This is a genomic window from Paenibacillus elgii NBRC 100335, from assembly GCF_004000865.1.
Classification (GTDB): Bacteria; Bacillota; Bacilli; order Paenibacillales; family NBRC-103111; genus Paenibacillus_G; species Paenibacillus_G elgii.
The window spans coordinates 18,057-29,977 of record NZ_BIMB01000069.1 but is presented as its reverse complement, the minus strand read 5'-3'; the positions used below and the strand labels follow the sequence as shown (position 1 = coordinate 29,977).

Annotated in this window: 10 protein-coding genes; 9 read left to right on the top strand and 1 reads right to left on the bottom strand. The window is 55.5% G+C overall.

Going from position 1 to position 11,921, the window contains the following annotated elements; genetic code table 11:
- Nucleotides 1-1,082 (top strand): leucyl aminopeptidase family protein (locus PEL01S_RS31170; protein WP_164824346.1); only part of this gene is annotated, 1,082 nt, incomplete at its 5' end.
- Nucleotides 1,083-1,189: 107 nt separating this feature from the next.
- On the opposite strand, the gene PEL01S_RS31165 is transcribed toward PEL01S_RS31170, so the two are convergent.
- Nucleotides 1,190-1,780: a hypothetical protein gene (locus PEL01S_RS31165; RefSeq protein ID WP_127462992.1), complete on the bottom strand. Its 591-nt coding sequence runs from the start codon at nucleotides 1,778-1,780 to the stop codon at nucleotides 1,190-1,192.
- A gap of 250 nt (nucleotides 1,781-2,030) precedes the next feature.
- On the opposite strand from PEL01S_RS31165, the gene PEL01S_RS31160 reads away from it, so the two are divergent.
- From PEL01S_RS31160 to PEL01S_RS31125, 8 genes are all read left to right on the top strand, one after another.
- Nucleotides 2,031-2,987 carry a Gfo/Idh/MocA family protein gene (locus tag PEL01S_RS31160; RefSeq protein ID WP_127462991.1) on the top strand — a complete coding sequence of 319 codons (957 nt, stop codon included), beginning with the start codon at nucleotides 2,031-2,033 and terminating at the stop codon, nucleotides 2,985-2,987.
- Between the two features lie 53 nt (nucleotides 2,988-3,040).
- Nucleotides 3,041-5,191: a PAS domain-containing sensor histidine kinase gene (locus PEL01S_RS31155; protein ID WP_127462990.1), complete on the top strand. Its 2,151-nt coding sequence runs from the start codon at nucleotides 3,041-3,043 to the stop codon at nucleotides 5,189-5,191.
- A gap of 110 nt (nucleotides 5,192-5,301) precedes the next feature.
- Nucleotides 5,302-5,913, top strand: coding sequence for a sulfite oxidase-like oxidoreductase (locus PEL01S_RS31150; RefSeq protein WP_127462989.1), 612 nt, complete (start codon nucleotides 5,302-5,304; stop codon nucleotides 5,911-5,913).
- Nucleotides 5,914-6,138: 225 nt separating this feature from the next.
- Nucleotides 6,139-7,257 carry a UDP-N-acetylmuramoyl-tripeptide--D-alanyl-D-alanine ligase gene (locus PEL01S_RS31145; protein ID WP_127462988.1) on the top strand — a complete coding sequence of 373 codons (1,119 nt, stop codon included), beginning with the start codon at nucleotides 6,139-6,141 and terminating at the stop codon, nucleotides 7,255-7,257.
- Complete coding sequence (locus tag PEL01S_RS31140) at nucleotides 7,254-8,009, top strand: D-alanyl-D-alanine carboxypeptidase family protein (protein WP_127462987.1); 756 nt, start codon at nucleotides 7,254-7,256, stop codon at nucleotides 8,007-8,009. Before PEL01S_RS31145 ends, PEL01S_RS31140 begins: the two co-directional genes overlap by 4 nt.
- Nucleotides 8,010-8,225: 216 nt before the next feature.
- Nucleotides 8,226-8,654, top strand: a complete 429-nt coding sequence (locus tag PEL01S_RS31135) for a universal stress protein (protein ID WP_127462986.1) — start codon at nucleotides 8,226-8,228, stop codon at nucleotides 8,652-8,654.
- 705 nt (nucleotides 8,655-9,359) lie between these two features.
- Nucleotides 9,360-11,144, top strand: a complete 1,785-nt coding sequence (locus PEL01S_RS31130) for a LytS/YhcK type 5TM receptor domain-containing protein (protein WP_164824345.1) — start codon at nucleotides 9,360-9,362, stop codon at nucleotides 11,142-11,144.
- Nucleotides 11,119-11,901 carry a LytR/AlgR family response regulator transcription factor gene (locus PEL01S_RS31125; protein WP_108530112.1) on the top strand — a complete coding sequence of 261 codons (783 nt, stop codon included), beginning with the start codon at nucleotides 11,119-11,121 and terminating at the stop codon, nucleotides 11,899-11,901. The genes PEL01S_RS31130 and PEL01S_RS31125 overlap by 26 nt, the downstream gene beginning before the upstream one ends.
- Nucleotides 11,902-11,921 lie beyond the last annotated feature (20 nt).

Sequence of the window (11,921 nt, the reverse complement as noted above, 5' to 3'; positions counted from 1 at the left end):
GGGCGCAGCCGCCCGCGCTGCGGGAAGTCGCCCTGCTGCACGGCAGGGCGGAGGCCCCGGACACGCTCGCGGGACTCGAGCGTGCGGTCCTCGCCGCGGAAGCGCTGGCGCTGGCGACGAACTATGCCCGCGACCTCACGAACTTGCCCGGCAACTATTTGGTGCCGGAGACGCTCGCGCGGGAAGCGCAGGCCTTGGCCGCCCGGTACGGGCTCGAATGCACGGTGCTCGACGAGCACGGCATTCGCGAGCAGGGTATGGGCGGCTTGGAGGCTGTCGGCAAGGGCAGCGTGAACCCGCCGCGTATGATTGCCGTCCGCTACCGGGGGACGGCGGAGGAGAACGCCGACGTGATCGGCCTTGTCGGCAAAGGCATCACCTTCGATACCGGCGGCATCTCGCTCAAGAAGCCGGAAGGAATGGAAGAGATGATCAGCGACATGGGCGGAGCCGCTGTGCTGCTCGGCCTGATCCATGCGCTCGGCCGGCTTAAGCCGCCGGTCAATGCGGTGATCGTCATTCCGGCGGCTGAGAACATGCCTTCGAGCTCGGCTTTCAAACCTGGCGACGTCATTACGGCGATGAACGGCCAGACGATCGAAGTGCTCAACACGGACGCCGAAGGGCGGATCGTGCTGGCGGACGGTGTGCTGTATGCGAAAGCGCTCGGGGCGACGCGCCTGATCGATGTCGCGACGCTGACCGGCGCGGTGCTGGTATGCTTCGGCGACGTGGCGACCGGAGCGGTGGCGAACAATGAGCCGATGCTGCAGGAGCTGCTGTCCGCCGCCAAGCGGGCGGGAGAAAAGGTGTGGCCTTTGCCGAATTATCCGGAATATCATGACATGCTGAAGAGCCAAGTGGCCGATATCCGGAACTCCACCTCACGCGACCGTTGGGCCGGCAGCATTACGGGCGGGCTATTCATCGGCTTTTTCGCCGGAGAGACGCCGTGGGTGCATTTGGATACGGGCGGCACGGCATGGCTGTGGAGTGAACGGGGGACGGAGCCGGTGGGCGGCACGGGGTCGATGGTGCGCACGTTAAGCGGCTATCTGTGCCATTCCGTATGGAACGGATAGAGCTTGGCAAGACGCAAAAAAGCGGATTCCGCAGCGGCGCTGTTGCGTACGCTTGGAAATCCGCTTTTTTGCGATCCGAACATGCAGGGATACGGCCAATCCGGCAGTTAAGCCTGAAGCTGTTTGCCTTCGTTCGCCGTTACCGCGCCGGGCGTAACCATCACCTTCATCGCCGCTGCCTCCAGATCGGCCATCCGAATGAGCAGCCGCGACACTTCGTCGGTCGTATAAGACAGACTGCGGGTCCGCTCGGCCAATTGCGGGAGGTCGATGCCGATCCACCCCTGCTTGCGGGGATGGAGGGACAGGTCAAAGGGAAGTACGGCCAGCGCCGCTTCGGTGCTGGCGGAGCCGCCTGCCGCTTTGGCTTCCGGCGCTCCGGAAGATTCACTATTCCCCATACTGTTTAAGTGAAAATACAGCTTGCGGCTGTGATTCCAACGAATAAATCCGGGCTTGAACGCGATGGTCAACACCGGATCGCCGCCGATGGTTTGTTTCACGAACCGGACTCCGGCTTTCGGCTTCAAGCGAATGTATTGATGCCGTCCCAAGTCTGGCAAAAATATGACGATCGCGACCGGCAGCGCGCTAGCCGCATACAAGTAGACGATGGATTCATAGTAAACCGAGAGCCCAAGCAGACCGATAAATACAATAACGGATAATACGAGCAACCACTTGTTTAATTTGAACATGAATGTAAATCCCCCAGATGATCAGGCATTTTCAAAAAACAGCCGACACTCCTATTCTACCATAACCTTCACAACCTTTGAAAGCGATCAGCCTGTTTGCAGATTGTCAATTTTTTGTAAGGATTGCATCAGCACTCCGGTTCCTTAATGCACCAGCGGAGAGAAAGGACTCTTGCGGGGCTTCGAAGGGATTGGAAAGGGGCAGGCCGAATTGTAACATGAACCAATCCTAAATCGGGGGGACATTCGAATGAAACGCAAAATCGGCATCATCGGGTTGGGAGATATCGCCCAAAAAGTATATTTGCCGCTATTATCCGCCAGCGAGAAGGTCGATATCGTGGGGCTGTCCAGCCGTTCGATGTCGACGGTAGACCGAATCGGCGCGCAGTACCGGATCGCCGGACGATATGCTTCCCTCGCGGAAATGCTGCGTCAGGCCAAGCCGGAGGCGGTATTCGTCCACAGTCCGACAGAAACGCACGATGCGATCGTGACGACATGCTTAAAGGAGGGAATTCACGTCTACGTCGATAAGCCTCTGGCTTACGATATCGAAGCTTCGGAACGGATGGCAGCCTATGCCGCCGAGCGCGGGCTGCTGCTTGCCGTCGGGTTCAACCGCCGCTTTGCGCCCCTGTATGTGCAGGCCAAGCGGTGGATAGAGGAAGGGGGCGGCTTCGATCTGGTTACGGCGGCGAAGCACCGGACGAAGCTGCAAAGCCACGGCGCCAAGCAGACGCTGTACGACGATTTGATTCACATGCTCGATTTATTGCTGTGGCTTGGCGGAGATGCCTTCGACGTGGCGTCTTACCGGCAGCGCACCGATCATGAAGGACGGCTTTTGTTCGGAGCGGGAACCTTGACTTTTGGCCATGGCGCATCCGCAGCTTCCTCGCAGGACTCGGCAGTTGCGCAGTTCAGCATGGTACGCCAAGCAGGAGCCGATCTGGAACAACTGGAGCTGCACGGAAACGGCCGGTCCGCCGAAGTGCTGAACATGGAAACCGCCGTATGGAGAAAAGCGGGCGTTTCCCCCCAAGAGCAAACGTTCGGAAGCTGGGATTCGATCTTGCACCGCCGGGGGTTCGCTGACGCGGTGGATCATTTCTTGGCATGCATCGCGGACCCTTCGCGCTGTACGATCCGTGCCGACCGGACGTTGCCGGCTCACCGTCTGGTGGAAAAGCTTTTCCCGGAATGAAATGAAGCGGGGACCGCATCAGGTTGACATGTCGAAGGAGGTGTTTGCTTTTCATGGAGCAGGATTCCCTGATCAAGTACTGCTTCACCTATGCCCCCGGCGGTATCGCGTTCATTTCGACGGAAGGATGTTTTATCAAGGTCAACCCGGCGTTCGGCCGCCTGTTGGGCTACGCCGAAGACGAGTTGGCAAACCGGCAGGAGAAGCAGCTTACGCATCCGAATGATCCCGGTGTTCAGGAGGCAACCGCCTCTCTGCTTGAGACCGGCGCCGCATCCGGGATAGCGATGGTCAAACGCTACCTGCGCAAAGACGGCGGTACGGTCCGGGTAAAGCTCGACGTCATTCCCATCCGCGATCGGGACGGGGCGCACGCGGGCTTCTGCGCCTACGTATCGGAAAGTCCGGAAGCCGAGGGACCTAAGATGCTCCAAGCGGCGGAGCTGTACGAGATGGTTTCGGAGCATACCCGGGACGTCATCTCTTACGGGATTGACGGCGTGCTGCAGTTCGTTTCCCCGGCTTCGCTCAAACATCAGCTTGGCTTCGAACCGGAGGAACTGCTCGGAAAGCACGCCTCCGAATTCATCCATCCGGACGATCTTGAGTCGTTGGGAGAACAAACCTTCCGGGAATCCGATTCGTTCATCTGCCGGATTCGCCACAAGCAGGGGTATTACGTCTGGTTTGAAGTTTCCGTGAAGCGGGTCGCCGACCCGGAAGGACCCCAAGTGAAAGAAATCTATATCGGCCGGGATGTCACGGAACGGGAGCGGGCGCAGGCTGCGCTTCGCCATAGCGAGCACAATTTGGCGCAATCGCAGCGCATCGCCCGTTTGGGCAGCTTTGAATGGGACGCGCTGACCGGCAAGATGCTGTGGTCGGGCGAGCTGCGTCGCATTCTTCGAACCGATCTGCATGCAGACGTAACGTTCGAGGAGCTGATGGCCCGCATTCACCCGAATGACCGGGAGGCGGCGCGGCAGTCGATACGGGGAGCGTTGGACGGACGCGAAATTCAAGTGGAATGCAGGATCGTTCTGGGCGACGGGACGGTCAAGTTCATCCGGATTCAAAGCGTTACGACCTGGACCTCGAAAGGAAGACCGCTTCGGATCAGTGGGACGATCCAGGATATTACGGGCCAGAAGCTGATGCTGCAAATGCTTGAAGAAAGCGTAGACCGGTACACGTCGCTGAAAAAATATAACCTGGATGCGATCGTCTCGCTTAACAAGAGCGGGATCATCACGTCGGCCAATCCTGCGGCCGAAACCATTACCGGCTATTCCGTGCTGGAGCTGATCGGCATGCCTTTTGCCGAATTGCTGGCATCGGAAGAAGAGGAAGCGCATACGCTGCTTCATAAAATCATGCACGAAGGCGCTTTATCCAGCATGGAAATGAAGATCGTCCGCAAGTCGGAGCAACCGGCCTATCTGCTCGCAACGCCGGCCCCGATCTACGTCAACCGCAAGCAGGTCGGCTGCTACCTTATCGCCAAAGATATAACGGAGCAGAAGCGGAAGGACGAGCTGCTGCTCAAGTCCGAGAAGCTGACGATTGCCGGGCAGCTTGCCGCAGGGGTCGCTCATGAAATCCGCAATCCGCTGACGGCGCTCAAGGGCTTCGTGCAGCTCATGGGCGAGTCGGAGCATAGCTATTCGCAATATTTGCCGATTATGAAGGAGGAGTTGGAGCGGATCGAGGTGATTATCAGCGAGCTGCTGATGCTGGCCAAGCCGCAAGCCGTGCAAATGAAAGTCGCCGACCTCGCCGTGCTCGTTCAAGATGTCGTAATGCTGACCAGCGCGCAGGCGCTGCTTCTTAACATTGAGATCCGCTTCTTTCCAACCGGCAATCCGCTGCCGATCCGCTGCGACCCGAATCAGATCAAGCAGGTGTTCATCAACTTTCTGAAAAATGCATTTGAATCGATGCCGCAAGGGGGGACCATTGACGTAAGTATAGAGGCCGTGGAGCAGGGAATAGCCTTGGTCCGCATTGCCGATCAGGGCTGCGGCATTTCGCAGGAGCAGCTGCGGCAGATCGGCGAGCCGTTCTATTCGACCAAAGAAGCGGGGACGGGACTCGGCCTGCTCGTCAGCCACAAAATTATCGAGCACCACAAGGGCCGGATTCACATCACCAGCGAGGTGGGCGTCGGTACGACGATCCAGGTCACGCTGCCCATTTACCGTTAGCAATCGGCAGGTGCGCTAAGGTGAAGCCGGTTGAGCGACCACAATGTGCGGCCCCCTTTTTACGGGTATACTAGAAGGAAAAGACGCGGCGTGAAAAGGAGGCGTAATTTATGACGACGGAAGACAAAGTGCCGCAGCCGGAAGCGGGAGGACCTGCGTCGGAGCGTGTGCCCCCCGGCCAGAAGGTGACGGAAGGCTTTCCCGTGCTGCATTATGGCGAAATTCCTTATTACAACGACATGGGCAAATGGAGTCTGCGCCTGTTTGGATTGGTGGACGAAGAGCTGACGCTGAGTTATAAACAGTTTTTGGCGCTGCCGCGCCGGGAGTTCCGCAACGACATTCACTGCGTCACGACCTGGTCCAAGCTGGACAACGTCTGGGAAGGCGTGGCCGTAGCCACGCTGATGGAGCGGATTAAGCTGAAGCCGGAAGCGGAGTACGTGATGCTGCACGCCGAGCACGGGTGGAGCACGAACCTGCCTTTGGCGGATTTCCTGCGCGACACGACGTTTCTCGGTATCCGGCATAACGGCGTGCTGCTTTCGCCGGAGCACGGCTATCCCGTACGCGCGGTCGTCCCGCACCTGTATTTCTGGAAAAGCGCCAAATGGCTGCGCGGCATCGAGTTTATGGAGAAAGACAAGCCGGGCTTTTGGGAGCGGAACGGGTATCACATGTATGGTGATCCCTGGGCCGAGGAAAGGTACGATTTTGATTGAGAGGGCACAAGCTCTGAAATGACCGGCATCTGTAACGACCAGGTGCCGGTTTTTCGTTTGGCTTCCCGGCCTCATCCGCGCTCTTGTCCGTAATCGACTTATGAATCGGGCACGTACCCCTGTTGGGACAAAATGATGATCCTTTAAAATGACTGTAAAAAAGTGTTCATTAAGGGATAAGTCTTTCAAGGGATACATTTTACGATTGGCGGTGGACGGGAAAGTATGAGGAGAAAATCAATTCTGTACAAACCGATCATTGCGGTTACCGGCAGCTCCGGTAAAACGACAACAAAAGAAATGATTGCCGCGGTATTGAAGAAACGTTGGAAAATCTTCAAATCCCCCCAAAATCGAAATGCCGTGTCGGCCACCAGAAGGCATGCAAAATGGCTCCGTCCTTTTCACCGGGCCGTTGTTTTGGAGTACGGCATGCAGTATTACGGAAACATCAAACGCCACTGCCACTATATTCGTCCCAATATAGGGGTTATCACCCATATTGGAAGGGCGCATATCGGCAATTTTGGCGGCCGAATTCAAGGTGTGGCCAAGGCGAAGTCGGAATTAATCCGTTACATGAAATCGCCAGGGACCTTATGGCTAAACGCCGACGATCACTATTCCAGACTGCTGCGAACGAAGGGATTCAAGGGCCGCATCGTGCGAATCGGAATCCGCAATAAAGCCCATTACCGGGCGTCTCAAATCCATAACGCCAAGCGTGGAATGGCATTCCGGGTGAAGCTTGACGGGAAAGAACACCGTTTCTATATCCCGATTTTAGGGAGGCATAATGTTTATAACGCGTTGTTTGCAATTGGCATTTCACATCGTTTGGGATTTACAGCGAAGCAGATCCAGAATGGGCTCAAAACCTTTGAAAAGCAAAAAAGACGGTTGTCTGTATACGACTTGAGAAGAGGCATAAGAATAATCGACGATTCTTACAGCGCCAATCCGGATGCGGTAAAAGCCGCCCTTGATGTATTGTCCGCTACCGGCAAAAACAAAAAAATTGCCGTACTGGGTTCCATGTCGGAATTAGGCGCCTATGCAGTCAAAGGCCATAAAGAAATAGGAAGCTATGCAGCGCGAAAAAACATCGCCCATATATACGCAATCGGAAAGCATGCCTCGCAGATTATCGCTGGCGCCAAGCAAGTGGGCTTTCCCGCCAAAAACTTGTACAGCTTCGTCTCCAGGGCACAGCTTCACAAGGCATTGGCTCGTGTGATACAACCGGGCACAACTATTCTTGTCAAAGGGTCGAATCAGATGAGGATGAACAAAACAGTAGCGTATCTGAAGAAAACATATTTCAAAAGCAGAGAAAATGCATGATTCGAAAGAAGTATGCCAGGTTTGCTAAATCTGCCATCGTAGCTAACGCCAATACGGGTAAAATTTTGTTTAAAAAGCATTCCTTCAAGAAGCTAGCCCCCGCCAGCATGACAAAGATTATGACATTACTCCTTGCTATGGAAAAGCTGCAACACGGTAAAATTAAAGTGACCCATCGTGTTACCGTGTCCAAACACGCAGCATTAACAAAAGGCTCAAGTCTGTTCTTAAGACCGGGGGAGGCTTTGAAGCTCTGGGATTTGCTCAAGGGAATTGCTCTTGTCTCGGGCAACGATGCGACGGTCGCGTTGGCAGAACATATTGCAGGTACCGAAGCCAACTTCGTTAAGCTTATGAACAACAAAGCGAAAGTGCTCGGTTTGGTCAATACGCATTTCGTAAATTCGCATGGATTGGATCGTAAAAATCATTTTTCCTGTGCGTATGACATGCTTATCATGTCTAAAAAGCTTCTTAGACATAAGAGGATTTTAAAGTTAACTGCATTGAAATACGCAAGGATACGAAGGAATCATCGACGACGGACGAAGCTGAAAAATACGAACACCTTGCTAGGAAATTATAGGGGCGTTGACGGGTTAAAGACCGGAACTACACCAAAAGCCAAATACTGTCTTACCGCAACAGCGAAAAGACGAGGTACCCGAGTGATCGCCATCGTCATGGGCGAGCCTACAGCACAGAAAAGGAATCGGGAATTAGTCGAGCTGTTGGATTTTTCTCTATCTTAATGCAATTTAGCTTAGGGGAAATGACCGGCGTTCGTATCGGACGCCGGTTTTTCTATGGCCACATTTGGCGCACCTTATTTCTATTTTCACCGTATGGTTTTGTTTACATTTGTATTCCGCCGTGTTGCAGCAATACTGTGATCAATGTCATTCCGATCGGGGAGGAAGAACGGTAACATAAAATTATAGTAGATCTCAGGGAAAGGGATGGTTGTCATGCCGTATCAAAACATATTGGCCGCTTTCGACGGCTCGGCATTATCGGTAAAAGCGCTGGAAAAGGCCATAAAATTTGCTCAAGATCATGCCGCGAGGCTTGAAGTGATTCATGTCTGTCACATTCCCGTTCCGGTGTTCGGAGGGCCGCTGTATGCCGCACCGTTCAACGAAGAAAAAGATTACTTGCTTGCCGCCCAAGGTATGATTGACGAGGCCAAACGCTTAACCTCGTCTCTGCCTGACGTTAAGGTGATCCTGAAGCAGGGGCAGCCGGCTCCTGCCATTCTGGAATACGCCGAGGAGAACGGATGCGACCTGATCATTATGGGAAGCAGAGGACTAGGTGGCCTGCGTGAGTTTGTTCTTGGCAGCGTCAGCCATCATGTGGTTCAGCACTCCAAGGTTCCGGTGCTGATTGTTAAGTAACTCGTTCGATTGCACCTGCATGGTGCTTTGAGCTTATCGAGAAACCTGCTTCGCGTAAAAAACTCCCAGCATATGCCGGTGGGGTATATCCCTCCAGCCGCTGCCCTCCCCCGGAAAGTGAAGTAACACTTGGCAGCTTATTCCGATTACTTTCCGGGACCCCCTATATACCTGTGAATTAGATTAGAATTAGCGGTATTTTCACAGGTTCCAAAGGCGGACGTAAACTCTTACGGGATATACCCCACCTCTATTTGTCCGAGATTTTCTCTTTTATGGTTTCTCAAAAACGCCTGCGCACCTTTGCGGTGCTCAGAGTGTTGATAAAGTGGTTTTTGACTGGGGTAGAGAAACAAACGAAGGTGGGGTATCTACTAGAGGAGCGATAGCGTTCGCCTTTGTCTGCGGGAAATGCCCGCTGCTAAGCGGCCTCTAATCAAAATTTCCTGCAGACCCGGGGTCCCCGCAAAGCACCCGGACTTTGCTACCCTGATTCAACTTCACTTTGCGGGGGGGGGGGAGCAGCGACCGGAAGTAGACCCACCCCCTCGTACCTCTCCTCAATTTGATCACTATCAAGCTCCGCACCTTTACGGTGCTTTTTTTATCTCCATAAAGCAAGGTCACAGTCGATCAAAAAGTTTACTCTCCGGCGCTCATTTCCGGGTATAATGGGGATAACTAGCCAAGGAACGGGGGATGCGGATGCAGCACTTAACCTTGCTGCTCATGGAGCGGATGGGCCTGCTGTTGTTGATTACGTTCATCCTTACCCGAATCCCACAGTTCCGTTATCTGCTCGACCGGAGGCCGGATTGGAGGACCGGATTGACGTTTTCGCTCGTTTTCGGTCTGGTCAGTATCGGAGGCACGTACGCCGGGGTGACGATTACCGGGGAGACGGTTAACTCTTCCTTTCTCGTGGCTTCCCTCCAGCCGGAGGAGGCGATGGCGGATTCGGCGCTGATCGGGGTAATGGTGGCCGGTCTGCTCGGCGGGGTCGCTGTAGGCACGGGGGCGGGGCTCATCTCCGGCATTCACGCTTATAGCCTGGGCGGAATTACCGGCGTGGCCGATGCGGTGTCTACGCCGATTCTGGGGCTCTTGGCCGGATTGGTCGCCCGCTTCTTTGCCGAAGAAAGAGTCATCGCGCCGGTGAAGGCGCTGTTTATCAGCGTATTCGCTCCCATCCTGCAAATGGGCGTCGTGCTGATCGTGAACGAATCTTCGCCCGCCGCGATCCGTACGGTGGACCTCATCGGGGTACCGATGGTGGCGGCCAACAGCGTAGGAGTGGGCATTCTGGTCGCGATGATTCAGGCGGCGATGAAGGAGGAGGAGCGGGCCGCCGCCTCCGAGACGCAGCGGGCGCTGCATATCGCAGAGATGGCGCTTCCGTTTCTTAAGCAGGGGCTGACCTTCGAGACCGCCGAAGCGGCGGCCAACGTGCTGCGCCGCGAGCTTCGCGCCAGTGCGGTCGCCATTACGGATACGAAGCAAATCTTGGCGCATGCAGGCACCGGAATGATGCCGGGCATTCAAGGAACGCCGATCGCTTCGGAGTTGTCGAGGAAGGCGGTCCAAACCGGGGAGATTCAGATTGCCCGAACGAAGGAGCAGATTCAGCCGCACCACCCGGCGATCGGCGCGGCGATTATCGTACCGATTCAAAGCGGGGGACAAGTCGCGGGATTAATCAAATTGTATTATCCGGGCGTCAGGCAGATCCGTCCGGTGGAGGAGGCTTTTGCCCAGGGGCTGAGCAAGCTGATCTCGATCCAGCTTGATATTGCGATGGCGGAGCAACTGAGAAGCTTGATGAAGGATGCAGAGTTGAAAGCGCTTCAAGCACAAATTAATCCGCACTTTTTGTTCAATACGCTCAATGCGATCGTCACGCTGATTCGGATCAAGCCCGAAGCGGCCAGACGGGTTACCGTGCAGCTCGGGCATTACATGCGGATGAACCTGACGATGACCCAGGTGCCGCTTGTCCCGCTGTATAAGGAATTGGAGCATCTCCATACGTACCTCGGTATCGTGAATATCCGGTTCGAGGACCAGCTTTCCGTCGATTGTCAATGCGATCCCGGCCTGGAATCCGTGTCCATCCCGCCCTCCACGCTCCAGCCGCTGGTGGAAAACAGCATTCATCATGGCTTTAAAGGGCGGACGGACAGGGGCGACATTCATGTCGAGCTCCGCCGTGTAGCGAGCGGGGTTCGCATTGTGGTCAAGGACAACGGCAACGGTTTTCCAGTGGAGATATTGGAGACGCTGGGAGCTTCTCCGGTCACGGGGGGCGGGAGCGGGAGCACGGGCATTGGAGTCTATAACGTGAACCGGCGGCTGATCCACCTGTTCGGCCCGGAGGCCGGACTGAAATTTTCCAACCCGCCCGAGGGTGGGGCGCGCATCGAATGTACGATACCTTATCAAGCGGAGGAAAGGCGTGAAGCGATAGATGAAAGTAATGATCGCAGAGGATGAGCGGCTGGCGCGGGAGGAGCTGACTTATTTATTGTCCCGGGAACGGGACGTCGAACTGCTGCCTTTTGCGGCGAGCGGCGTCCAACTGCTGGAACTGGCAGCAGTGCACAAGCCGGATGTCGTCTTTCTCGACATTCATATGCCCGGCCTGGACGGGGTGCAGACCGCACACAAGCTGATGGATGTCGATCCGCGGCCGTATATTGTTTTTGCTACGGCTTACGAGCAGTATGCCGTGGAAGCGTTCCGTCTGGAAGCGGTCGATTATTTGCTAAAGCCTTACGACGAGGAACGTCTTCGTCAAACGTTGCAAAAAATACGCAAAATGCGGACTCCCTCCGAAGGGACGGCGTTCCCGCTTGGTGCCGCGACGGCTTCGCTGGCTGCGGATGGGCAAATCCGGTCCCGGAGCGCATTCAAGCCGAAGCTGCTCATCGATGACGGCAGCCGTATGGTGGTGGTCGAGCCCGCGAAGATCAGCTATGCGGTCAAGGAAGAGAAGCTGACGCAGATTCATATGGCCGATGGGCAGGTGCATGCGACCCGACAAACGCTTCAGGAGCTGGAGGAGAAGCTGACCGGGTATGCTTTTTTTCGGACGCACCGCAGCTATTTGGTCAATGTGGACCGCATCGATGAAATCGAGCCGTGGTTTAACGGCGCTTACAACGTCGTCTTGAAGGATGCCGGGCGGAGTAAAGTGCCTTTGTCCAGAGTGGCGGCCAAGGAATTGATCAAGCGGCTGCAGGGAGAGTAGCAGGTCGGGAAAGGCCGCCG

What these genes read in the sequence shown, in the direction of transcription:
- PEL01S_RS31165 (WP_127462992.1), bottom strand. Translation starts at nt 1,780, where the DNA reads ATGTTCAAATTAAACAAGTGGTTGCTCGTATTATCCGTTATTGTATTT.
- PEL01S_RS31160 (WP_127462991.1), top strand. Translation starts at nt 2,031, where the DNA reads ATGAAACGCAAAATCGGCATCATCGGGTTGGGAGATATCGCCCAAAAA.
- PEL01S_RS31155 (WP_127462990.1), top strand. Translation starts at nt 3,041, where the DNA reads ATGGAGCAGGATTCCCTGATCAAGTACTGCTTCACCTATGCCCCCGGC.
- PEL01S_RS31150 (WP_127462989.1), top strand. Translation starts at nt 5,302, where the DNA reads ATGACGACGGAAGACAAAGTGCCGCAGCCGGAAGCGGGAGGACCTGCG.
- PEL01S_RS31145 (WP_127462988.1), top strand. Translation starts at nt 6,139, where the DNA reads ATGAGGAGAAAATCAATTCTGTACAAACCGATCATTGCGGTTACCGGC.
- PEL01S_RS31140 (WP_127462987.1), top strand. Translation starts at nt 7,254, where the DNA reads ATGATTCGAAAGAAGTATGCCAGGTTTGCTAAATCTGCCATCGTAGCT.
- PEL01S_RS31135 (WP_127462986.1), top strand. Translation starts at nt 8,226, where the DNA reads ATGCCGTATCAAAACATATTGGCCGCTTTCGACGGCTCGGCATTATCG.
- PEL01S_RS31130 (WP_164824345.1), top strand. Translation starts at nt 9,360, where the DNA reads ATGCAGCACTTAACCTTGCTGCTCATGGAGCGGATGGGCCTGCTGTTG.
- PEL01S_RS31125 (WP_108530112.1), top strand. Translation starts at nt 11,119, where the DNA reads ATGAAAGTAATGATCGCAGAGGATGAGCGGCTGGCGCGGGAGGAGCTG.